Origin of the sequence: Chryseobacterium camelliae, from assembly GCF_030818575.1 — a bacterium.
Classification (GTDB): Bacteria; Bacteroidota; Bacteroidia; order Flavobacteriales; family Weeksellaceae; genus Chryseobacterium; species Chryseobacterium camelliae_A.
In genome coordinates this window covers 1,317,323-1,340,685 of sequence record NZ_JAUTAL010000001.1, presented here as the reverse complement: position 1 = coordinate 1,340,685, position 23,363 = coordinate 1,317,323, and the positions used below count along the sequence as shown (strand labels likewise).

At 42.8% G+C, this 23,363-nt stretch carries 18 protein-coding genes; 2 read left to right on the top strand and 16 right to left on the bottom strand.

Annotation, left to right across the window (positions count from 1 at the left end; translation table 11 throughout):
- Window positions 1-59 precede the first annotated feature (59 nt).
- From QE404_RS06025 to QE404_RS05970, 12 genes are all read right to left on the bottom strand, one after another.
- Window positions 60-1,616 carry a hypothetical protein gene (locus tag QE404_RS06025; protein ID WP_307447914.1) on the bottom strand — a complete coding sequence of 519 codons (1,557 nt, stop codon included), beginning with the start codon at window positions 1,614-1,616 and terminating at the stop codon, window positions 60-62.
- A gap of 148 nt (window positions 1,617-1,764) precedes the next feature.
- Window positions 1,765-2,121 carry a DUF4260 domain-containing protein gene (locus tag QE404_RS06020; protein ID WP_307447911.1) on the bottom strand — a complete coding sequence of 119 codons (357 nt, stop codon included), beginning with the start codon at window positions 2,119-2,121 and terminating at the stop codon, window positions 1,765-1,767.
- Between the two features lie 71 nt (window positions 2,122-2,192).
- Window positions 2,193-2,771: a Crp/Fnr family transcriptional regulator gene (locus QE404_RS06015; protein WP_307447908.1), complete on the bottom strand. Its 579-nt coding sequence runs from the start codon at window positions 2,769-2,771 to the stop codon at window positions 2,193-2,195.
- Window positions 2,772-2,806: 35 nt separating this feature from the next.
- Window positions 2,807-3,049: a hypothetical protein gene (locus QE404_RS06010; RefSeq protein ID WP_307447905.1), complete on the bottom strand. Its 243-nt coding sequence runs from the start codon at window positions 3,047-3,049 to the stop codon at window positions 2,807-2,809.
- Window positions 3,046-3,390 (bottom strand): hypothetical protein, encoded by a 345-nt coding sequence (locus tag QE404_RS06005; RefSeq protein WP_307447902.1) that lies wholly within the window; start codon window positions 3,388-3,390, stop codon window positions 3,046-3,048. Before QE404_RS06005 ends, QE404_RS06010 begins: the two co-directional genes overlap by 4 nt.
- A gap of 118 nt (window positions 3,391-3,508) precedes the next feature.
- On the bottom strand, window positions 3,509-5,236 hold the full coding sequence (locus QE404_RS06000; protein ID WP_307447900.1) for a sodium:solute symporter family transporter: 1,728 nt from the start codon (window positions 5,234-5,236) through the stop codon (window positions 3,509-3,511).
- Between the two features lie 2 nt (window positions 5,237-5,238).
- On the bottom strand, window positions 5,239-6,399 hold the full coding sequence (locus QE404_RS05995; RefSeq protein WP_307447897.1) for an aldose epimerase family protein: 1,161 nt from the start codon (window positions 6,397-6,399) through the stop codon (window positions 5,239-5,241).
- A gap of 23 nt (window positions 6,400-6,422) precedes the next feature.
- Window positions 6,423-7,919 (bottom strand): L-arabinose isomerase, encoded by a 1,497-nt coding sequence (gene araA, locus QE404_RS05990; protein WP_307447894.1) that lies wholly within the window; start codon window positions 7,917-7,919, stop codon window positions 6,423-6,425.
- A gap of 210 nt (window positions 7,920-8,129) precedes the next feature.
- Window positions 8,130-8,828: an L-ribulose-5-phosphate 4-epimerase gene (locus tag QE404_RS05985; protein WP_307447891.1), complete on the bottom strand. Its 699-nt coding sequence runs from the start codon at window positions 8,826-8,828 to the stop codon at window positions 8,130-8,132.
- Between the two features lie 20 nt (window positions 8,829-8,848).
- Window positions 8,849-10,549 (bottom strand): ribulokinase, encoded by a 1,701-nt coding sequence (locus tag QE404_RS05980; protein ID WP_307447889.1) that lies wholly within the window; start codon window positions 10,547-10,549, stop codon window positions 8,849-8,851.
- Between the two features lie 225 nt (window positions 10,550-10,774).
- Complete coding sequence (locus tag QE404_RS05975) at window positions 10,775-12,754, bottom strand: alpha-L-arabinofuranosidase C-terminal domain-containing protein (RefSeq protein ID WP_307447886.1); 1,980 nt, start codon at window positions 12,752-12,754, stop codon at window positions 10,775-10,777.
- 71 nt (window positions 12,755-12,825) lie between these two features.
- Window positions 12,826-15,462: a glycoside hydrolase family 3 C-terminal domain-containing protein gene (locus QE404_RS05970; RefSeq protein WP_307447882.1), complete on the bottom strand. Its 2,637-nt coding sequence runs from the start codon at window positions 15,460-15,462 to the stop codon at window positions 12,826-12,828.
- A gap of 764 nt (window positions 15,463-16,226) precedes the next feature.
- On the opposite strand from QE404_RS05970, the gene QE404_RS05965 reads away from it, so the two are divergent.
- Complete coding sequence (locus QE404_RS05965; protein WP_307453766.1) at window positions 16,227-17,756, top strand: S41 family peptidase; 1,530 nt, start codon at window positions 16,227-16,229, stop codon at window positions 17,754-17,756.
- Entirely contained in the window at window positions 17,668-17,949 is a 282-nt protein-coding gene (locus tag QE404_RS05960) for a S41 family peptidase (RefSeq protein WP_307453764.1), read from the top strand. The genes QE404_RS05965 and QE404_RS05960 overlap by 89 nt, the downstream gene beginning before the upstream one ends.
- A 167-nt stretch (window positions 17,950-18,116) precedes the next feature.
- Here QE404_RS05960 and QE404_RS05955 read toward each other — a convergent pair whose 3' ends face one another.
- From QE404_RS05955 to QE404_RS05940, 4 genes are all read right to left on the bottom strand, one after another.
- Entirely contained in the window at window positions 18,117-20,168 is a 2,052-nt protein-coding gene (locus QE404_RS05955; RefSeq protein ID WP_307453762.1) for a T9SS type A sorting domain-containing protein, read from the bottom strand.
- On the bottom strand, window positions 20,161-20,841 hold the full coding sequence (locus QE404_RS05950; RefSeq protein ID WP_307453760.1) for a glycoside hydrolase: 681 nt from the start codon (window positions 20,839-20,841) through the stop codon (window positions 20,161-20,163). Before QE404_RS05950 ends, QE404_RS05955 begins: the two co-directional genes overlap by 8 nt.
- 878 nt (window positions 20,842-21,719) lie before the next feature.
- Entirely contained in the window at window positions 21,720-22,106 is a 387-nt protein-coding gene (locus QE404_RS05945; RefSeq protein WP_307447874.1) for a VOC family protein, read from the bottom strand.
- 30 nt (window positions 22,107-22,136) lie between these two features.
- Window positions 22,137-22,904 carry a helix-turn-helix domain-containing protein gene (locus QE404_RS05940; RefSeq protein WP_307447872.1) on the bottom strand — a complete coding sequence of 256 codons (768 nt, stop codon included), beginning with the start codon at window positions 22,902-22,904 and terminating at the stop codon, window positions 22,137-22,139.
- Between the last annotated feature and the right edge of the window lie 459 nt (window positions 22,905-23,363).

Here is a 23,363-nt window from a genome sequence, read left to right as displayed (position 1 = left end):
CAAAAAAGAATCACACCTCTGAAATAAGGTATTTCATAGCACAAATAAAAAAATAAAATTTATAAAAACTTATCAGTCAACTCTTTATCTACATTCATTTGTTTAATGAATGAGGAAGGAGATATTCCCGTTATGGTCTTGAAAACGGAGGTAAAAGAACTGTATGGCAGACCGCATTCTTCAGCCAGATAGGTAATCTTGTAATTACGGTAATTGGGTTCGGTGTAAAGTTTATTAACAATATAGGAAATCTTAAGGTTGTTGATGTAATGATTGAAATTGGCAGCCTTATGTCTGTTGATGACAGTAGACAAATAAGTAACATTGGTTCCCAGCGAACCTGCAAGAGACGCGATCGTCAGTTTTTTATGGATGATCATTTCTGATTTTTCAAAATCTTCCAGTTTCTGAAGAATCTCCTGTTCTTTTTCTTCCGAAAGTGATACCACAGGGCAAGTAACCTCCCTTTTTTCCTGAACGGGACGAGTATCCTCAATGAAATGATGCACCAGCCGGTCAACGGCCTGCATGTATAGTTCCCTGTTTTTTTTAGCTTTCTTCCTGTACAGAAAAATAATCATGCCTGAGATGAGCAGTATCAGTAAGAGTAACCATCCCAGAATCATTTTTCCATCTTTCTGAACTGCGATTTCTTTTGTTAGTCCCTCCTTCGATTGTTTGAATGCCAGAGACACGGCATTGTTTTTTTCAGTAGTGTAATTGTTGTTAAGCGTTACATATATATTGTAGTTTTTTCTCGCATTGGCAACATCCCCTAACTCCCCATAAGATTTGGCCAGCACTTCATGCAGAGAACTTCTAAGCTTCGTATCTGGAAAATCCATCAACTGCACCCCCTTTTCAGCATAATTCACCGCCCGCCTGTAGTCTTTTTTTTCATCATAAAGCTTGGCATAGCTTTCCATAAGGTAGGGAACAATAAACTTATTTTTGTATGCAGAAGCAATATTCTGGCTGATCTTAAAGCATATTTCGGCAGAATCATATTTTTTCATGAACAGATAAGACCCGCCCAGCAACAAATAATCCTGGGCTTCCTTCTCTGCCCTTCTGGCATCTTTCTTCAGGTCTTTCAGGATGGCAATGGACTTTTTATAGTTCCCGGCGGCAGAGCGGTATTGATTTTCACCGTATCTGGCATTCCCGATCTCATAAAAGACAGATGCCTTTGTATGGAGGCTTTTATATGTTGCCGGAAGCTGATCGAGCATTACCAACGCCTTGCCGTAATTTTCCAGGGCTTCATGATTGAGGTCCAGGCGCCTGTAACATTCTGCTACCGAACATAATGAAACTGCTGATGAATACGTATCATTAAGCTGGTCCGCAATTTCTTTTGCCTTGAAAGAGGAATGGAGCGATAATCTGTTTTTGCCCATGACAGAATAAGATCCGCTCATCAGCTGATATGCCCTCATTTTCTGCCGGGCAGTGGCTTCCGGGTTCGCAATAATTTTTCTGGCATCAGATATCGCTATTTCAGGATGATTGCACTGATGGTCTGAAAATCCTTTTTCCAGGATGCTGTCAACCTGAGTCTGGGCACAGGACAGCTGAAAAACAACCAGGGCAAGCAGTATGTAGAGTTTCATCATAAATCTTCAATGTTTTGCACAAATATAAAATAAAAGCCTTTATGTAAGCCTAAAATGCTTGTTATGATCATAGGCGGAAAACATTTTTGATGAGCTGATGATGATTTCAAAAAATTAACAAATTAAACTGATTCATTAGAGGGTACCATTAGTTTCTTTTACCGATCCATACCAGATGTGTATGCCTGAAATCATCAGTGAACTTCAGTCCGTAGCCGAAAATCCGATCCATGGAAGAATGCCCCAACAGGATAATTCCTGCCAATTCTACAATCGGAAAATGAAGAATAAACCCGACAATCAGAACAATGACCGCTGTCATTTTATGATGGAAAATATTATACAGCCATGCTCCGGATTTAGGATTGAACAGATAGCCAATCATGGAAAAGTCGGGGAGCAGGATGCAAAGGGGAAAAAGCCACCAGGAAAATTCCAGCTGACTGAACAGAAAGACAGATAAACAGAATTGTGCAATTTCTTCAAGTATCAGGAGATTTTTCATTGGATTTGTGATATGTTGTTTTTGAATGATACAAATATCCGTCGCCCTGAAATTTTTTCGCTTGACAAAAGTCAAGATTTTTCTGCCTGCCGTTTCCTGATCCTGCTGAACGTTTCAGGCGTCATTCCCAATACGGAGGCAATATATTGGAAAGGGACCTGGGTAAAAAGCTCTTTTTGATGGTCAAAATACCTGTTATACCGCTCTTCTGCTGTCATTGACAGGTGAGAAAAAATCCGGTCCTCCATCATCATGAAGCATTTGATGATGAACTGTTTTTCGATTTCGTTCCACTTCGGAAATTCTTTACAAAGTTTCTGATAGTCCGTTTTCGTGATAGTCAGCAATTCTACCTCTGTAAAAGCCTGTATATTCCACCGGTTAGGCTGATTGAAAAAGAAACCCACTGCTTCCGTAATAAAGGAATCGGGAACAGAAAGCCACTGGGTGATTTCCTTACCGTCTGAAAGCGCATAGCTCCGCAATATTCCGGATTTCACCATGCTCAAACGGTTACATACCAGATCCGACTTTGTGAAAAATTCATTCTTCAAGAGCTTTTCTTCCCGGAAATACTTACGGATTGTATTTAAATCCTCAACGCTGAGGGGCCCGAAATGTTGTTGGATGAGTTGGTTGAAGTTGCTCATTTCTTACATTTTCAAGACAAAAATAGACATAACAGTTATTTAAGATCGTCTTTTAAATTTTGCAGAATTTCTGATGCTGAAGGCATGTTTCCGAGATTAGCTTTCAGCTTCTTAAACAAATCGCTAAAACTGGCTTCTCCATTTAAAACTTTAAGTGAATATTCGAAAGGATAGAGTGAAATAACACCACCGTTTTTATTATACTTTAAAGTCATAAATCTTAGAGGAAATTCAGGAGTTTTATCATTAAAAAGCTTAAAGTTCCATTCATTTATCAAAAATAAGAAAATGCAATGGTCAATGTTAAACCAATTTGTTTGTCCTCTTGTTCAAAGATCTTACAATACTCATAAAAGCCCATTCCCTCTTCAATTGCCTGATCAATATTTGAAGGATGGTAAATTGGCTTTTCAATAAGCGGTTTAATCTTATTATCAATAAAAAAGCTTTCAAGCATTTTAAATGACCCACCCACTAACAAATCATCTTCGGATAGTTGCTGTTCAATATATCGATCATTAAAATAGTCATCAGTATATATTTCTTGTATCTTCGGCATATCCTGTCTATCACCATTCGAGCTTTTGTTTTTTGAAAAAATCTTTTTAAAGAAACTCATTTGATTATTTTTTAATAATAGTTTATTACCAAATATATTAAAAACTACAAGGAAATCTATAAAAATAAAGCAGAATGCCATTATTGACATCCTGCTTTATTCTTTATTAAATTAAATATTACCACAATCTTACATAAATAGCAGTAAGCAGCAATAAAGTAATGACAATTAAAACCATCGTTCTTGAGTCTACCTTAAACATTTTGCTGTCGATGGCAAAGGCTTTCGGATTGACTTTCGGTCCGGCAAGGCTGATCAGAACCATTACGACGATGGTAATGAAGAACGACCATCCCATATTGATCAGGAACGGGATTTCGGTGATGGTATGCACTACACCGTTTTCCAGTTTTTCATAGGTAAATGCCGTATACAGCCAGGTTTCTTTTCCGAAAATGCCGATGGCAAAGCTGTTGAAGAAGATTGCTAGTACGAACCCTAAGATTACCCCTACCAAAGCGGCAGTCCCGGTGGTTCTCTTCCAGAACATTCCCAATAAGAACATGGCAAAAACCCCGGGGCTGATAAATCCGGTGTACTTCTGGATGAAGGTAAATCCACCTTCCCCACCAATGCCCAGAACGTCGGTCCAGGTGAAGGCCAGTGCAATAATCATAGCTGAAATAATTACCCATCTTCCTGTTCTTACCATCTGGATTTCGGTAGCATCCGTTTTCAGGTATTTTTTATAGATATCCAGAGTGAAGATCGTTGAAATACTGTTTACTTTTCCAGCCAGGGAGGCTACGATAGCAGCCGTTAAAGCTGCTACGGCAAGCCCCTTCAGTCCTTCAGGTAAAAATCCTAATATTGCAGAATAAGCACCGTCTTTCACTCCACTGAAACCAGGAAGCTGCCCTTTCGTGTACAGCACGTAGGCTGCAATCCCCGGAAGCATTACGATGATGGGCATAAATAATTTCAGGAATCCGGCAAACAGGATCCCGGTCCTTGCCGTTTTCAGGTCGGCTCCCAGCGCACGTTGGGTGATGTACTGGTTACAGCCCCAATAGTTCAGGTTAACGATCCACTGTCCGGCAAAATACATCGCCAGTCCCGGTAACACCACGTATTTCTGAACGTCCATATTCTGAGGCATCCCTAAAGTCGTTGTGGTGGTCGTTGGTTTATTCAGCATTAATTTAAAATGTCCCGGTGCTTCATTCATCAGGGTATTGAATCCGGCCAGGGCATTTCCTACTGCGGCACCGTTGATTCTCTGGTCAACGATCTGCAGGGCCATGTATACGGTAGCAAAACCTCCGATGATCAGTACAGCTACCTGGATTACGTCGGTGTACCCGATTACTTTCATTCCTCCTAAACCGATCAGCAAAGCCATCAGCAGCAGGACGATCATAATGATGTGAAGGTGCTCGCCACCCAATAAGGTATCAATCGCCAAAGCTCCAAGATACAGGATGGAAGTCAGGTTGACAATCACATACAAAAACAGCCAGAATACGGCCATGATCAGGGAAACCGATTTGTTGTACCGGGTTTCCAGAAACTGCGGCATGGTGTAGATCTTATTTTTGAGGTAGATCGGGATAAACCATACGGCGATGATGATCAGGGCAACAGCGGCAATCCATTCGTAGGCGGCAACGGCCACTCCCACGAAAAATCCTTCACCGCTCATCCCGATAAACTGCTCCGCCGAAATATTGGAAGCGATCAAGCTGGCTCCGATCGCCCACCAGGTCAATGAACCTTCGGCAAGGAAATAATCTTTACTGCCCGTAGACTCGGATTTCTTCTTTTTGTAAATCCAGAGTCCGTAGGATGCTACCACCACAAAATAGATTAAGAAGATGATGATATCAATGGTTGCGAGTTTTCCCATACTTATTTTTTAACAGAAAATTTATAAATGGTTTTGGTCTGATATTTTTGTCCCGGCTTCAGCTCCGTGGAAGGGAAAGCAGGCTGGTTCGGAGAATCCGGATAGTGCTGGGTTTCCAGGCAGAATCCGCTTCTTTTTTCATATTTGCCACCGGTTTTGGTATCGAATTTTCCGTCCAGGAAATTTCCGGAGTAAAACTGCACGCCCGGCTGATCGGTAATTACTTCCATTACCCTTCCGCTTGCAGGATGGTACACCGTAGCGATGGTTCTCATTCCGGTTCCGTTCAGGATCCAGTTGTGATCGTATCCGCCACCTAATTTCAATTGTTCGTCTTCTGCATTGATGTCTTTGCCGATCGCTTTGGCAGCCGTAAAGTCAAACGGGGTTCCTTTCACGCTTTTTTCTTCTCCTAAAGGAATAAGCGTCTTGTTTACCGGTAAGAATTTATCTCCGTTGATCTGAAGTTCATGATCCGTAATCAGATTGGAAAAGTTCCCGGAAAGATTGAAGTAGGAATGCTGTGTAAGGTTTACGACAGTCGGTTTATCGGTTTCCGCTTCATAAGAAATTTCCAGGGCATTGTCGTCGGTAAGGGTATAAAGAACCGTAGTTGTTAGTTTTCCTGGATATCCTTCTTCACCGTCAGCACTTACATAGGTTAATTTCAGAGTCGGAAGTTTGGCATCTTTCACCTGTTCTACCGTCCATATTTTGGTATGGAACCCTTCTTTTCCTCCGTGAAGGCTGTTTGGGCCGTCGTTTTTGTCGATGTCATATGTTTTGCCATCTAATGTGAATTTGGCATTGGCAATCCTGTTTCCATACCTTCCGATCAATGCGCCGAAATAATACGGATTCCCGTTGAAATAATCTTCAGGTTTGGTGAATCCTAAAACCACGTCCTGGTATTTCCCGTCCTTATCGGGAGCGGTAAGCGAAGTGATGATTCCACCATAATTGATGACCTCCACCTTCATCCCATTTTTGTTGCTTAAGGTATATTTCTTAATGGAATCTCCTTTTGCGGTAACTCCGTAATCTGAAACCTGTACATTTTCCATGGTATCTGAGTTCGTTTTATTGTTGTTTTCCTTTTTATTGCAGCCGAAAATACATAAAACTGCTAATAAAATGAATAAACTGCCTCCTATTTTTTTCATAATATATGATATTTGTTAAAGAATTAACGGTAATAGATTTCATTCCATCGAAGGGTGTTCTTAAAATCACGGATTTTCGTGTGCTCATCGATCACCAGCGATTCAATTCCCGCCATTTCTGCGAAATCCTCCAGCTGATCCACCGTCAGGTTTTCACTGTAGCAGGTATGGTGCGCACCACCGGCCAGGATCCATGCTTCAGCAGCCGTATAAAGATCCGGAAGCGGTTTCCAGAGCACCCTTGCTACCGGAAGTTTCGGAAGATCTTCGGTAATGTCCAGCGATTTTGTTTTGTTGATCAGCAATCTGAAATGGTTTCCGAAATCCATCAGTGCCGCAACCAGCGAATCGGTATTGCCTCTTGAATTAAAAACCAGTCTTACGGGGTCGGCCTTTCCACCGATTCCCAGCGGGTGGATTTCACATGATGGCTTATCAGCAGCCAGCACCGGATCTACTTCCAGCATGTGGGAACCTAAAATAGATGGGTTGGAAGGATTTAAATGATAGGTATAATCTTCCATGAATGCGTTTCCGCCTTCCAATCCCTGTCCCATGGTTTTCATGGCTCTCACCAGGGCTGCCGTTTTCCAGTCGCCTTCGCCGGCAAAACCATATCCTTTTTCCATCAGTCGCTGTACGGCGATTCCCGGAAGCTGTTCCATCCCGTGAAGGTCTTCGAAAGTATCGGAGAATCCTTTAAAGTTTCCGTCTTTCAGGAATTTTTCAAGACCAAGCTCAATTCTGGCAGCGGTTTCCAGCGATTTTCTGTTGGCACCACCTGAAAGCAGGGATTCTGCCATTCTGTAGGATGCTTCATATTCTTCGATCAGGGTTTTTACTTCGCCCTCTCCGATTCCGTTGATCACACTTACCAGGTCACCGATTCCCCAGGTATTTACGGAGAATCCGAATTTGGTTTCCGCTTCTACTTTATCACCATCGGTTACGGCCACATACCGCATGTTATCTCCGAAACGGGCGAACTTAGCACCCTGCCAGTCATCCCAGCCGGCAGCCACGAGGCTCCAGTCACCAATCTGTTTCTGTACCCTTTCTTCTGCCCAGTGTCCCACCACCACTTTTCTGTTTTTACGTAGGCGACTCACCATAAATCCGAATTCACGGTCGCCGTGCGCGGCCTGGTTCAGGTTCATAAAATCCATATCCATCGTTGACCATGGAATATCCTGGTTGAATTGGGTATGAAGGTGAAGCAAGGGTTTCTGCAAAGCCGACAGTCCGCGGATCCACATTTTAGCCGGTGAAAAGGTATGCATCCAGGTCACCACTCCGATACAGGCTGCGGTATGGTTGGCGGCTACAAGGGTTTCGAAAATTTCTTCCGTTGTTTTCACAGTAGGCTTTAAAACCACTTTTACAGGAATCTGTGACGAAGCATTGAACGCTTCTACGATTTTCGCTGAATGCTCGGCAACCTGCGCTAATGTTTCAGGGCCGTATAAATGCTGGCTTCCCGTAATGAACCAGATTTCTTTCGTATTGAGAGGTGTTAACATAGTTTATAAATGATGATTGATAATTGATGATTGATTTTTAATGCTGTTTCTTATAAAACCTAACGGGTTTTGGAAACCCGTTAGGTTTAGATGATTATTTTATGTTGAACCTTTTGGATTCGTTTTTCGCCAAACCTCATAGGTTTTAAAAACCTATGAGGTTTATATTTTAAAGCAGCCAGAAGCTAAAAGCCAACAGCCAGCCGCCTGCTACTGTCCGTAATAAGCATCTTTGCCGTGCTTTCTTTCGTAATGTTTTTTAATTAACGAATCTTTTAAACGAAGCGCGTCCGGATTGATCTGTCTTGTGAGGTAAGCCATTTCCGCTATGGTTTCCAGGACTTTGCTGTTATACACCGCTTTTTCTGCATTTTTTCCCCAAGTAAAGGGACCGTGGTTCCCGATCAGGACCATTTCCACTTCCTGCGGTGAGAGGTTTTTCTCTCTGAAACAGTCGAGGATCTGGATGCCGGTGTTGTATTCGTAGTTGCCCTCGATCAGGCTGTCGTGCATCGGTGGTGCACATGGAATATCGGAAGTCAGGTGATCCGCATGAGTGGTCCCGAAAATAGGGATGTCCATCTGTGCCTGTGCCCACGCCACGGAATAGATGGCATGTGTATGGGAAATCCCGCCGATGTTTTCCCAGTTTTTGTACAGGTACGCATGGGTCTTGGTGTCGGAAGACGGCCTCAGCTTTCCTTCGATGACATTCGCATCGTAATCCAGGATCACCATATCTTTTGGCTTTAAATCGGCATAGGGAACGCCGCTCGGTTTGATGGCAAAAATGCCTTCGTTGCGGTCAACAGCGCTTACGTTTCCAAAAGTATAAACCACAAGCTTCAATGCATCGAGCTGCATATTGGCTTCGTAACACTCCCGTTGAAGTTCTTTATATTTTTTCATGTTGTTTGTTTTTTGGTGATTTAAGCCCTGTTAAGGTTGAGAACCTTAACAGGGCTCTTAATTACGCTTTCCGTAAAGTCGGCAAGCTGCTGGTATTGCTGCATCAGTCGGGCATACTCCTGCACCTGTTCCGGCTGCGGATGGTATTCCGCTTCAAAATCGGAACCCATCTGACGGCTGGCTTCCTGAACATCAGGATAAACACCTGCGGCCACAGCAGCGTAAATGGCAGCGCCCAAAGCCGGTGCCTGGTCTGAAGCCGCAACAATGATCGGCATATCCAGCACATTGGCCAATGTCTGCATAATAAACGGGGATTTTCGGGCCACGCCTCCGATTCCGATTACTTTATGGATAGAAACTCCTTCTTCCTCGAAACGGTCTACGATTTTCTTGGCTCCGAAGCAGATGGCATTTACCAGTGCTTTGAAAATATGCGGGGCTTTGGTTCCCAGGGAAAGGTGGCTGATGGCCGCCTTCAGTTCCTGATTGGCATCCGGAGTCCTTCTTCCGTTCACCCAATCCAGGGCTACCGGAATGGCTTCACCAACAGGAATTTTTTCTGCTTCCAGGGTTAAATTTTTGATCAGGTTATTTTCAAATTCTTCTTTAAGCTGTGCTTTCTGTTCCGGTGAAATGATCTCGGAATGCTGCAGCATGTTGTTTACCGGCCACATCAGAATGTCGCGGAACCAGGCCAATACATCTCCGAAAGCAGATTGTCCTGCTTCCAGTCCGGCCATTCCCGGGATCACGGATCCGTCTACCTGGCCGCAGATTCCTTTTACGGTTTTGTCGCCAATGATTTCGGTTGGGGCTACCATAATGTCGCAGGTAGAGGTTCCCATAATTCTCACCAGGGTATTTTCCTCGACCTTAACTCCTATCGCACCGGAATGGGCATCAAAAGTGCCGACAGCGATCACTGTAGAAGTGGTTAATCCTAATTTTTGTGCCCATTCTTCATTAAGATGGCCGGCGACTTCGTCCGAAGTATAGGTTTTATCGTATAATCTTCCTCTCAACTGTCCTAAAGACGGGTCGAGCCTGTTGAGAAAATCCTCAGAAGGCAGTCCGCCCCAGCTTTCGTGCCACATGGCTTTATGCCCGGCCGCACAACGGCTCCTTTTGAACGTTTTGAGATCCTGATGATCTGACAACAGGAAAGTAATGTAATCGCAGTGTTCCATCCAGCTGTGCGCTGCATTTTTCACTTCTTCATCCACACGATTGATGTGCAGGATTTTCGCCCAAAACCACTCGGAGGAATAGATACCGCCTTCAAAACGGGTGTAATCTTCACCGCCCCAGGTTCTGGCGAGGGTATTGATTTCTTCAGCTTCAAGAATCGACGTGTGGTCTTTCCACAATACCATCATGGCATTCGGGTTTTCTTCAAAGCCCGGTGTCAGGGAAAGGGCTATTCCGTCATGATTTACGGGAAGAGGCGATGATCCAGTGGTATCGATGCAGATACTGACAATTTCTTCCGGCTGTACACCGCTTTGCCGAACCACTTCGGTGATGGTTTTTTCCAGTCCTTCGATATGGTCTGAAGGATGCTGCCTGAACCTGTTTTTTTCAGGACTGCAGAAACGGCCTTCTTTCCATCGTTTATAATAACTTACCGAGGAAGCCAGCTCTGCTCCGTTTTTGGTATCGATGAGGACTGCCCGAACAGAATCGGTTCCGTAGTCTAATCCTATAACATATTTTTTCATTAATGTATATGCTTAATTTTGATAATCTGTTTTAAATCAGTCTGAATCTTTTTTAGTTTAAACATTTCCGATGAAGTTAATGAAGGTCTATTTAACATCTTCATTTGTTGACCGTATGCTGTTCCACCTCCATTTTAGAGATTCAAACAAATATAAGATTCTTTTTAATTAAATGTAATAAATACACTTAATTTTTATTATTTACTGATTATCAATTATTTAAATTTAATTAATCTTTAAAATTACCAGTGATTGAGATGGAATATCCACAACTACTTTCCCTTTTTTCAGGCTCAAGGTTTCTTCTTTAGGCTGAATGGGTTCATTTTCAAAGCTGTTCTCGGTAGAAAGCTGCGGTGCTGTCAGGGTAATTTTCGTCAACCTGTTCCCTAGCTTTAAGCTTTCCGGATTGATGGTTACGGATTTACTTTCGGCATCCGTATTCACGATCTTGATAATGGTTTCTCTAGTCTTTGCATCTTTTACGGCCGTGGCATACAGCTGATCATGCCCTGTTACCGGTTTTCCGTTACCGGTTATTTTCAGAACCTCTGTTCCTTTGTTGTTGGAAAAAAGTTTCTGAACATAATAATTAGGCGTTGCGTAAGATTTTAAGTTATTGAACCAGATCAGGTCCGGCGTCCACTGCCATCCTTCCGCATGGGCAAACAGCGGCGCATAAGACGTCATGGTCACCACATCCGCATTGCGTTCGAGTCCGGTCATGAAAGCGGCTTCAGAAAGTGCGGTAAGCCAACTGTTTTTATTGTCAGGCTTCACAACGCCAACCGATTGCGCTGCATATTCCCCGGCAAAAACTTTAGGTCCGGAACGGTCGTATGTATCGTATCTTCCTGCATTTTTCATAAACCATTCCGGGGAATTGTAGTAATGCTCGTCGACAATCTGGGCGTTAAGCTTTTTCAGCTCTTTCCATCCGTAATCAAAGAAATCGCCGTCTGGAGAAGGCCCGCTTCCGGAAACGATCTTAATATCCGGATATTTGGTGTGGATGGCCTTTTCAAAAACTTTATAGCGTTCGATATAATCTGCTCCCCATTGTTCGTTTCCAACCCCGATGAATTTCATGTTAAAAGGTTGCGGATGTCCCATTTCAGCACGGATTTTTCCCCATTTGGTATGGGAATCGCCGTTGGCAAATTCAATCAGGTCCAAAGCGTCCTGAACATACGGATTCAGATCTTCCATTTTTACGAGTTCGGCGGTATTAAACTGGCAAGCCATTCCACAGCTTAAAATCGGAAGCGGTTCTGCACCCAAATCCTCTGCCAGCTGGAAATATTCAAAAAAGCCAAGACCGAAAGACTGCCAGTAATCAGGGGTGAGGCGATGCGCAAATCCGTTGTTCCATTTATTGATCAGGTTTTCCCTGTCTTCCACTTTACCAATTGTTTTTTTCCACTGGTACCGTTCTGCCAATGTCCTTCCTTCTACGATGCAGCCCCCCGGAAAACGTAAAAATCCCGGCTGTAAATCATATAATTTCTGCACCAGATCTTTTCTTAATCCCCCTTTTCTTCCTCTCCAGGTATCCTGGGGAAACAGTGAGATCATATCCATATTCACAACGCCTTTTCCGGTAAATGTGATCTGGAGCTTTGCTTTTTCAATGGTTTTGGAAGGATTGAAAACCGCATTGTACTTTTGCCAGCCTCCGCCTTTTATGATGTTGGAAACTGAAGAAACCACCGTTCCTTTTTCGTCGACAAGACTGATGTTGATGGCAGAAATGTTTCCTGAAACGTTTTCCAAATTAAAACTTAAGTCATATTTTTCACCCTGATGCAGCCCGATTCCTCTGAATCCTTCATTTTCCAGCAGATAGTTTTTGTCGTTCCAAACCGTAATTCTTGCGTAATTTCTATTAGATTTAGACTTATCGGTTATGATTGTCAAAAACCCGGAATCCAGGTTTGGAGACAATGTTTTCGTGTTAGGCTGCTTCCATCCTGTCAGCGGTTCGTCGAATTCGAAGCTGCGGTTTTTGATGAGTTCAGCGTACAATCCGCCGTCTGCTGCAAAGTTGATATCCTCAAAGAAAATCCCGTACATCGTTGGCTGGATCTTAATTCCGGTAGATGCACCGTTCAGATCAAGGCTGAAGCTTGATTTTTGAGACTGAGCGGAAAAGAAAGTGGCCGTCAGGAAAAGTGCGGCGGCACAAATTGTATTTTTTGTTTTCATGAAGTCTGCTTATCAAACCTCATAGGTTTTTAAAACCTATGAGGTTTTGTGAGGTTTTGTAAGTTTAATTATTATTTTACCTTGAGCGGAAGGCTTTTTAATCCTGAATCGGCAGAAGTTCCGCCGTACAGGATGGTATAATCGCCGGGTTTGGACACCAGGTCATCCGCTTTTTCGTCATAGAACATAAAAGAATCCGGAGACAGGGTGAGCTGGACAGTTTTAGAGTTTTTGGACGGAACGGATACCCTTTGGAAGGCCCTGAGTGTTTTTACAGGAGCCAACGGATCATTGTTCCGTTTAACATAGACCTCAACGACTTCTTCTCCGTTTTTTCCGGACGTATTAGTTACCGGAACTGAAAGGGTTACAGTTTCATTCGTACCGATGCTGTTTTTGCTGAGGGTCGCATTTCCATAAGAAAATGCTGAATAACTAAGTCCGTGACCGAAAGGATACAACGGTTTTTCTTTCATGTAACGGTAGGTTCGTCCCTGCATGTCGTAATTTTCAAACCCCTCATGCTTGCTGGTTTTAGACAGGGCATTATCCAGCTGTGCGATATTTTTATAGAAAGTAACCGGAAGCTTTCCGGATGGGTTGTAATCTCCGAACAATACATCGGCTACGGCTGTTCCGCCGGATTGTCCGCCGTACCAGGCGTTTACCAAGGCATCGTAATTTTTTTCGTCCTGCTCAAGACCGAGGGCACTTCCGGTACACAGTACAAAAACAACCGGTTTTCCTGTCTTTCTCAATTCGGCCAAAAGCTCACGCTGAACTTTCGGCAGTTCGATATTGGTTTTATCCCCTCCTTTGAAACCTTCGGCATTCACCAGCATTTCCTCTCCTTCAAGGCTTGGGGAAAGTCCGCCTGCAAATACGATCACGTCGGCGTCTTTTACTTTTTCTTTTACGTCGGCAAAATTCACCGGATCTTTACGGTATACCTCAAAACCGATACTTACATATTTTCCTTTCTGGCTGTGACAGAGTTCCACCTGGTATTCTTTTCCTTTCTGCATCTGTACCGGAAATTCCGACGGATGTCTTGCGTCCGGGCCTTTGCGGGTGGCGATTTCCTTTCCATCGATCAATAAGGTGTACACATCGGAGGTAAATGCGGAGAATACCACTTCTCCGGTGTAGCTGCTGGTAAAGGTACCGGAAATCCTGGCGGAAGTATTTTCGCGGTTAACGCCCGGAGCGAGCTGGGTTCCGCCGAAGCTGCTGTAATTAATAGCAGAATTGTTTACTGAAGTATTCGCCGGGGTTCCCTGCCAATCGGGATTGTTGAAGAATTCTACCTTCATTCCCGGTGCCCCGTTTTTCTGGCTTTTAAAATTTTTGGCAAGCAATGTCCTTGCGGAAGGGTCTGCAATTTCGCATCCTTTTTCATAGATGATTTCCGTACTGGGAAGCTTGGCTCTAATACCTTCCAGGATAGTAACCGTAGAAGAAGGGGTTCCGTTGTAGTTGCCCAGCTGCATGATTCCATCATCGGCATTAGGGCCTACAATTGCAATTTTCTTTATGCTTTTATTTAAAGGAAGAACACTTTTCTCATTTTTCATGAGCACGATCGACTTCCGGGCCATTTTCAGTGCTTGTTGCTTATGCTCTTCGGAATCGACTACCGTATACGGAATGCTGTTCCAGCGTACGGCTGATTTCGGATCGAGCATACCGAGTTCAAACCAGCCTTTCAGGATCCGGCGCATGGATGCATCGATGTCTTTTTCAGTGATGAGGCCGCTGGCCAAAGATTTATTAAGATTGTTGTAGGTATCTCCGCATTCAAGGTCGGTAGAATGTTTCAGCGCATCGGCTGCCGTGGATTTTTCATCCGGATGGGTTCCGTGGTATTTTTTCTGATAGAAATCGGCAAGTGCCCAACAATCGGACACCACCATTCCGTCGTATTTCCATTTTCCTCTCAGAATATCGCTTACCAAAAAATCATTGGCGCAGCATGGCTGACCATCGAATGCGTTGTAGGCACACATCACTTCCCTTACATTTCCTTCGATCACCAAAGCTTTGAAAGCCGGTAGATAGGTTTCATAAAGGTCGCGGTGGGAAATTTCAGCGTTGTAAGAGTGCCGGTTCCATTCCGGGCCGCTGTGTACGGCGAAATGCTTGGCGCAGGCGTGGGTTTTGAAGTAGTCGGGATCATTTCCCTGCAATCCTTTTACAGCTGCTACGCCCAGGCTTGCCGTCAGGAACGGGTCTTCTCCATAGGTTTCCTGTCCTCTTCCCCATCGCGGATCACGGAAGATATTGATGTTGGGTGTCCAGAATGTCAGTCCTTCATATCGTCCGGTTTTTCCTGCTTCGTCGAAAGACCTATTGTATTTGGCTCTGGCTTCGTCAGAAATCATTTCAAAAGTTTTCAGATGTTCCGGTACGTCCCAGCTTGCTGCCAACCCGATGGCCTGAGGAAAAACCGTAGCGGTTCCCGCCCTGGCCACACCGTGCAGGGCCTCGTTCCACCAGCCGTATGCGGGAATACCCAACCGGGGAACGGCTTTGGAATTATCCATCATCATTCCTATTTTTTCATCTACGGTAAGCAGTCCGAGAAGGTTTTCAATTCGCTGTTCTACGGATAATTTTGTATTTCTGAACGGTTCTGTACCGACGGTCTGTGCAGATACTGCCGATACCGTACTGATGAGGAGGCCGATGCCTAAAGTGATCTTTTTCATATATGAATGTCAATGGTCAAACGTTCTGTAAGCTTTTTCATCATTTAAAATTCATCAATGGTTTCTTGTAATCTTTGTGAGAAGCACAAATATAGGATTCTCTTTTAAATAAATGTGTAATGAACACTTAATTTTTGAGAATAATATTGATGGACTAGAATTTTTAAAAGTGATGATTTTGATAAATTTAAGTTTAGAAACGTTTAAGCAGGTTTTTTGACGCAAAGCTTTCGTTTCTTTTTCTGTTTTAAGCAGGCAAAGAAGGAATTAGCAAGCTGATTTGATGAAGTGGTTTTATTTTAACCGCAAAAGTTACAAAAGATAGGCTTGCTGATTACCTGGTCTGCTCCATAGGAGCAGTATGTGTGTAGGATGAATGAAAAAAAACAACCGAACTCCGGAGGAGTTCAATCTTTTGCAACTATTGATAAGATGGCACTCCTACAGAGTGCTGTTTCCATTAAAATTTCCCCCTGCTACACGGATGGTATTCCTATGGAATACTGCTTTTCTGAATGATCAGGTCTGATGTTTTATGATACATAAAAGAAAGTAGACCCGATTCCTGATTTTTATCTGCTGATGGAGACCTAAACTGAACTTACCATTTAATCTTTATAAATGTTGATCTGCTTAAAAGGTCATATTTCAAACGCTCTTGTAAACAATAAAAAATAAATGATCGCAGTTTCACAAAATACCACTAATTTAAGCCCTGAAAATTATGACCAGTTATTCATAAATAACAAATTCCCAATATAAACATGAAATCCATTATCCTGATCTTATCTTTAATCACCTCTACCCTGTCTGCCCAGTTGAACACCTTTTCTGATCGTGACCTTTATGAAATGGGAAAAGTCTGGGGATTAATCAAATATTATCATCCTGCCGTTTCCCAGGGAAAAACAGATTGGGATGCCGTTTTATTAGCAAGTTTTCGCCAAGATTCAAAAGCAGGAACCGATGGCCTCATAAAAAATTGGCTGAACACCGCGGATGAACAGAAGTTTGATAAAATTCCTAAGCAGGAGAGCGAATGTGACAGTATTACCCTCCGGAATTTTGATGCATCATGGATCGAAAAATTAAGAAAAGTGAGCCCTGAGAATAAAAACCGTCTCCTCCATCTGGTTAATATACCCGAAAATGTTGGCAGCTTTTATTCCAATACAGCTAAAAGCGGCATCTATTTCAGCAGTGCCAATGAAAAAGTGTACGGTACTTTTTCAAAAGACGTTAAAATGCTGGATTTATTCAGGATCTGGAATGTGGTTGAGTATTTTTATCCTTACAAATACCTGCTTGACCATCAATGGGATGATGTCCTGAAAAAATACATTCCTTTATTTAAAAAGATCAACAATGAGAAAGAGTATGAATCGGCAGTGATGCAGCTGGCTGCTGAGTTGCAGGATACCCATGTCGGAATTGAAAAGACCTACCAATATGATGTGGTCGGGAAGCTGTCCTCCCCCTTTACTTTTCAGATGGTTGAAGATACTGTGCTTATCACCGGAATCAAAGATGAGGCGAAGATGAAAAAAGCCCATCTGGAAGTTGGTGATCTAATTACTAAAATTAACGGCAAATCAATTCTTAAAAACATCAAGGAAAGGTCGAAATATTTTGCCTTTTCCAATGAATCCGTAAAACTGCGTGAGGCATACAGTTACCTTTTTAGCGGGGATGAGGAAACCTTCGTAGTGGAAGGAGTTCACAAGAACGGGGAAAACTTCCGGACCACCGTGGAACGGATGAAGCGCATTTTTAACAATGAATGGGATAAAGACGGAATCCCGGATCTTCACCTGGTATACAAAGGAAAAACCTATAACTATTTAACTTATAATGAGAAAGAAAGCCGCCTAAACCCAAGCTTCCCCATCGATGATAAAGTGTATTTCGAATTTGCATCATTGAAGGGAGCAGAAATCCCTGCCCTGATGGAACAATACAAAAATACCAAAGGGATGGTTTTTGACCTGCGCGGCTACAATGACAATGGTTCCCTGCTTAAAGTGTTTGATTATTTACTCAGCAAGCCCGTTGTTTACGGAATAAAAACCCAGCCCAATTTCACTCAACCGGGTAGATTTTGTTTTGTAGACAATATCGTGAATAAAGAGTATAAGTTTGCAGGAAAAGAGAATCCTGATCCGTACAAGGGACAGGTGGTCGTCCTTATCAATGAACATACCGTAAGTGCGGAGGAAATGTGGGCCATGGTTTTCAAAGAAAGTCCCCAATGTTATTTTTGTAGGCAGCCAGACCGCAGGAGCCGACGGCAATAAAACATCTATAAAACTGACTGACGGCAATAAGATCATTTTTTCTGGACTGGGTATTTATTATCCGGACGGAGGGGAAACCCAGCGTATTGGTATAAAACCGGATGTCGTAGTACGTCCTACCGTTGAAAGCATCCGGAATAAAGAAGATCTTCTTCTTTTAAAAGCGCTGGAACTGATTGATCAGAAAAAATAAATCAGCACTTAGTAAATCGGGCTTACATTAAACCTTATTAATGAGTTATAATGCCTGATAGCACTAAAAACCTCACAGGTTTTGAAAACCTGTGAGGTTTGAACTTCAAAAAACAAAGCCACCGGTTATGGTGGCTTTGAAGTATAAAAAATAATCCTGGTTTAAATTTACTGTTTAATAAACTTTTTCTGAACGGATTTATTTCCGGATTGGGAAATTTCCACTAGATACATTCCTGCAGGAAGATGGCCGATATCGATACGGTTTTTACCGGAATGCAGCGGCGTTTCCCTGATTACCAGGCTGCCTTTGGCATCGAATACGGAAGCTGCGCCCGAAGTTTTCAGGTCGATGAAAATTTCATTTTTTGCCGGACTTGGGTAAAGATTCGTCTCGTTTCTTTCTGCAATAAGGTCTCTCGCTGCCAGTGTCGTAAAACTTAACGGAAGGACTGATGCCGTGTAAGTATTTTCCTCGGTAAGATACGCTCTGAAAGGATTTATCATCGGTTCACTTCCTGCTGCTACTTTAGAGAATTGCGGTGTTCCGTTGACGGTCTGTAAAACATAGCTGTTGGCCGGAACTTTAATGGTGTTGTATACCCCGTTCATCTGGTTGACAGTGATGGCTTTCGGCGTGGAAACATTTCCGGTTCCCTGGAAAGTAATGGCTCCGGTAGCATTCACCAGTACCGGTGTATTCGCCGGAATGGTTCCGGTGGTAATCGCGGAACAGCTGATTCCGGTAGCACTTGGCATCAGCTGATAAACGCTCACGCCGGACGGAATTGTAGCCGTGAAAGGCAGAAGCAGCATTTCAAATCCGTTAAACGTACGGGAATACGACGCTGCCGCAGACGTAAAGGTAAACGGAACCTGGAAATCTTTACCCTGATCTGAAAGAACGAGATTAGAGGCAGCGGTTCCGGAGATCACATTGTTGTTTGAAGAAGTTACCGAAGCTGGTACATAATAAATGTTGTTAGAATTGGCGCTTACCGGCTGCCAGTTGTTGGCGGAGGTTGTTCCTGTCGTATTCCTGAAATCCACCGAAGTGTAATAGCCGTTTTCCAGAGCATCCATCAGGTTGCTGTCGCCATCGGAATAAGAGCCTGCAAATTTGGAAGCCACTTCGTTGCCTACATTGAAATAGACGTCGCCTAAGTTCAGCGTCAGCACGGAACTGTAATTGGAATTGCGGATTCCCAGAATGCCTTTACAACCGTCGGTCAACACCTGTCTTGAAATATCCAGCGTAATATCGAAATTGCCGCCTGCCGGGAAGGTGATCTTTCCGTAATTGTAAGACTTTGTAAGCCCCTGGCTGTTGATGTAATACAGCGTAGTATTATCCGAATAGCTCTGTCCTGCCGTAGTAAAACTGTTTACATGCAATACCATTTTGTTGTAGCGGTCGTTAAGCTGCAAATAGCCGTTGGCTGCCGTCATGTTGTTGCTGATCAGCGGACTGGCATTGGAGAAAGTAGCAGTAGTATTGCTGATGTTGTATCCTGTTCCGAAAGACGAATTGGTCGTCGTCATGGTTTCGATCTTGTTGTACCGGATGTCGCTTCCGGTCATCTGGGAAACCGGGCGGTCGGCACTTTTGTTGAAAACGAAAGTCATCACACTGGAAGCATTGATCGTTACACCCGGACGGAATGTCTGTGCCATTGTGATGGGCGTGGTGGCCATATTATTCTGCGCATCGGTCAGCACTTTGGTTCCGGAAGTGGAATAAAAAGGAAGATCCACTTTAAGGTTATAGGCATTGGCTGAAGGATTAATGACCATCAGCACTACCTGATTCCCATCCAGGGAAATATAGGAAGAACCCTGAAGCACACCTGTATTGTCGCCCCAGGTTGCGGCGATGCGTGTTTTTCCGGTGGTATATTTGGCATAATGGGAAAGAATGTAGCCTCTTTTTGTCATTACACCGGTCGTGGTTCCGTTGCTTCCGTCGCCCATCAGCGCGTAATACCGTTTGGCAGCGTAATGGATCCAGGCATTCACGTTTCCGAGCATGGCATTGTTGATGCTGGATGCGAAATTAAAAGCATCCAGGTTCCAGCTGAAATCGCGCGGGGTCGCGTTGGAAGGATTCCAGTTGATCAGGTATTCCGTCTGCCAGATTTCTTTGTTGTTGTTCTGAAACTGCTTGTAAGCAGACTGCATCAGGCCGTACTGGTGCCCGCCATAGACTTCAAAATTATCCATGGTCGCCTGGTTGAGCATGGCATTGGCGAAAATTGTCTGTAAAGCCTACGCTTTCAGGAGCAATCACTTTACAGTTGATCAGCTGGCCGTAGTCCCGTACGAAATTGGCAATTTGCGCCGGCGTCCAGATGCATCCCTGGTACTGCGCCATTTCGTCAGGCTCGTTCTGGATGGAAATATAATCCAGGTTTACGCCGTTGTTCTGCAGGTAGGTAACAAAACTGTTGAGATACAGGGCATAATCCTGATAATTGGCCGTTTTAAGATAACCGATCTGCTGTACGCCATTAGCATCGGTGTATACCGCGTTCACATGGTTGTTGGTTTTCCAAGCTGCCGGCATGGTCCACGGACTGGCGAAAATCGTTAAGCCCATCGACTTGGCGAGCTGCGCTGTTGCCAGTACCGAGCTCCAGTTGTTACTGTCTTCCGGGATGTAGAGTCTCATGATGTTGTAGCCGGCCTGGCTGTTGGCGCCCCAAAGGGTCTGGATTTCCGAAGTCGTCATGTGGTTGTACCCAAACTGCGGGCTGCAGACAAATCCGCCGAAACCCGTAACTTTCTGGTAAGTAGTGTTTTTGTTGATTCTTACCGTGGTAAGCTGTCCGAACGCGTTAATTCCTGTAAGCAGGGAAACTGCCGTGAGGACGATCCGCTGAGCAAGTTTTTTCATATTCTTATTGTTTTAGGTTAAAGCTTCAGCAAGTTGCTGAAGAATAGTTCATTTTTAATCCGAAATGACAAACCGTTACATGCTGTCACTAAGAAACCTTCCTGGCTGTTGAAAAGCCAGGCTGAAATCGTTCAATAAAGTTGTGGGAAATGTTCCTTACGTATCTTCGGATAGGTTTAAACCGTATCTACATACGAAAGGAAAAGAAGAGTCATGTATTCATAGTATTCTGTTTATCTGGTTCGTGTTTGTATATTATTTTCAGTGAAGTCATTGTATTTCAGAAAACCTTTATTGAATAGACCCCTTCATTATCAGAAAATCACAATGGTTATGAATCATATCTGAAGAAAAACACATGCCCTTTATCGAAAATTCAATAAGTCTGAAATGATATTCTGTTATGAATAAAATTTCATATTCCGTTTAAAACAAATATAACATTCTATTTGAAATAAATGTATAAATTACACTTTATTTTTTAAAACCTTTACAACCTGATATTGAACCCGTTAAGATTAAAATGTATATATCTGAAAATCAAAATTATAAATATCATAAATATAATGATTTAAATTTCATACATTCTGCTTTAAAAAGTCTAATACAGGTCATTTCCATCACCAAAAGTCTTATTTTAATGAAAAAAAATTAACCAAAAACAGGGTCTGTCACTATAAATCAGGCAAGACTTGAAATATGCTGTCGGATTAAGAATGGATGTACAGGATGAGCATTAAGCGGGATTATCCGTCCGGGATTTTTTTGTTCATTTAATGACAAACAATCATCAAAAAAAACTTCCATCAAATGACTTTAATGGAAGTTCGTTTTAGTTAAACTTAAGATCTGCTGAAATTGGTAGTTACAGCTTAATTCTAAGCAGTCTTTTCCTGAAACGGATTGACGCTTATTTCAATCATCAATTGTTCAAAGTAGAAATAAAACCCGAACGTATTCCTGATTTTCCTGGGTTCGGCTTCCAATTTCAGACTTTCTTCCTCTTTGAGTTTAGTGTACATTTCCCAAACCGCTTCTTCATCCGGCTGATAAAATCCGATATGGAAATTCTCCGGATATTCCGGCACTTCTTCTTTCTTATTCAGGACCTGTCCCCAAATAACCAGGGCGAAGTTATGGTCGTTTTCCAGTATGGCCATTTTGCTGTTGCGGTTCACTATTAAGCTGAATCCTAAACAATGGGTAAACAGATGCACGGCCTGATCTACCTCTTTCACGACCAGATTGATATGATTTAAATTCATGATTTCTTTTGTTTGATTAACAAGACAAAATTAGCCTTCAGGCATCATGCTCAATTGGATAAATCGGTCGTTTTCGTTTTTATTTAAAAAGGTGGGATTTACGCCTGCGAATTTCCTGACTTCCCGGATAAAATGGGACTGGTCCCCGTAATTCAGTTCCGGATAAAAATCACCTTTTTTCAGCTGTTTCAGGGAATTTGAAAAGCGGATCATGTTGAGGTATGATTTTAAGGAAACCCCCAGCCAATGATTGAAATACCGGTTGATCTGCCGGCTTTTCCAGCCTACTTGTTCGGATAATTCCTTTACGGTAGTTGCTCCTTTCGAGGAATAAATCAGTTCAAACAGTTTGAGTTTGCGGGGATCCACTTCTTTTGTTAATTGCAATTCAATACGGTTGCAGGCTTTTTCGTAAAAGTGTTCAAAATCCGCAAGATCGTTTGTACAGAATCCCCAGTAATCGCCGGGAAGTTTTTGCCTGTTGTTTTTTAAATCTGCAAAGGACCGTTGAAAAATATATTCAGCGGCTATCGGGTGAAAACTCATTACTCCCATGGTCGATTTTGGAAACGGTGGCTTGATCACCGGACCGGTAAAGATCCCGGATATGAATATGTCAAAACTTCCGTCCTCCATGGCTAAGAATGCTACATCTATTTTTCCGTCCGGAACAATCATGCTTCCTTCTGTTTCATCCGTATGATACTTCATCATCCAGATGCTTTCCACGAGGTCTTTCAGTACGCCATCAGGTTTCAGTGAGGCATATTCCAGTTGATTTTTTGTTGAGTGTATCATAACAGGATGCTTTTAAAGGACGATAAATAAATTTAATTTTAACCCGTTTTGTTTTTAACAATATTTAATTGCTATTTTTCATTTTGCCTTTTAAAGACTGAAGGTGTTTTTCAGCATCAAAATCTTTCGCGATTCCACTGTCGATTTCTTTCTGAATTGCATCTTTGAGGATTTGAATTTTGTTTTCTTCGCTTTGATTTCATTTTATTTATTTTTAATAGTTTCGGTGTAGGATATTATTAATAGGAATGGGCTTTAGCCCATTTACCCTACGATGCATCATAATCGGCTTTAGCCAAAACCTATCATAATTTGGCTAAAGCCGGATTTTAACGACATTCTTTACATCGGGCTAAAGCCCGATGCTATTGATAATCACCTAACGCACTAGTTATTACAGGTTTTAAATTATTTAAACATATAATTTACGTAATTTGACATCGATAGATTAAAGTTACC

What these genes read in the sequence shown, in the direction of transcription:
- QE404_RS05985 (WP_307447891.1), bottom strand. Translation starts at nt 8,828, where the DNA reads ATGAAAAAATATAAAGAACTTCAACGGGAGTGTTACGAAGCCAATATG.
- QE404_RS05955 (WP_307453762.1), bottom strand. Translation starts at nt 20,168, where the DNA reads ATGGATAATTTTGAAGTCTATGGCGGGCACCAGTACGGCCTGATGCAG.
- QE404_RS05970 (WP_307447882.1), bottom strand. Translation starts at nt 15,462, where the DNA reads ATGAAAAAGATCACTTTAGGCATCGGCCTCCTCATCAGTACGGTATCG.
- QE404_RS06025 (WP_307447914.1), bottom strand. Translation starts at nt 1,616, where the DNA reads ATGATGAAACTCTACATACTGCTTGCCCTGGTTGTTTTTCAGCTGTCC.
- QE404_RS05995 (WP_307447897.1), bottom strand. Translation starts at nt 6,399, where the DNA reads ATGAAAAAAATAGGAGGCAGTTTATTCATTTTATTAGCAGTTTTATGT.
- QE404_RS05945 (WP_307447874.1), bottom strand. Translation starts at nt 22,106, where the DNA reads ATGAATTTAAATCATATCAATCTGGTCGTGAAAGAGGTAGATCAGGCC.
- QE404_RS05965 (WP_307453766.1), top strand. Translation starts at nt 16,227, where the DNA reads ATGAAATCCATTATCCTGATCTTATCTTTAATCACCTCTACCCTGTCT.
- QE404_RS05975 (WP_307447886.1), bottom strand. Translation starts at nt 12,754, where the DNA reads ATGAAAACAAAAAATACAATTTGTGCCGCCGCACTTTTCCTGACGGCC.
- QE404_RS06015 (WP_307447908.1), bottom strand. Translation starts at nt 2,771, where the DNA reads ATGAGCAACTTCAACCAACTCATCCAACAACATTTCGGGCCCCTCAGC.
- QE404_RS05950 (WP_307453760.1), bottom strand. Translation starts at nt 20,841, where the DNA reads ATGAAAAAACTTGCTCAGCGGATCGTCCTCACGGCAGTTTCCCTGCTT.
- QE404_RS06020 (WP_307447911.1), bottom strand. Translation starts at nt 2,121, where the DNA reads ATGAAAAATCTCCTGATACTTGAAGAAATTGCACAATTCTGTTTATCT.
- araA (WP_307447894.1), bottom strand. Translation starts at nt 7,919, where the DNA reads ATGTTAACACCTCTCAATACGAAAGAAATCTGGTTCATTACGGGAAGC.
- QE404_RS05980 (WP_307447889.1), bottom strand. Translation starts at nt 10,549, where the DNA reads ATGAAAAAATATGTTATAGGATTAGACTACGGAACCGATTCTGTTCGG.
- QE404_RS05940 (WP_307447872.1), bottom strand. Translation starts at nt 22,904, where the DNA reads ATGATACACTCAACAAAAAATCAACTGGAATATGCCTCACTGAAACCT.
- QE404_RS06005 (WP_307447902.1), bottom strand. Translation starts at nt 3,390, where the DNA reads ATGAGTTTCTTTAAAAAGATTTTTTCAAAAAACAAAAGCTCGAATGGT.
- QE404_RS06000 (WP_307447900.1), bottom strand. Translation starts at nt 5,236, where the DNA reads ATGGGAAAACTCGCAACCATTGATATCATCATCTTCTTAATCTATTTT.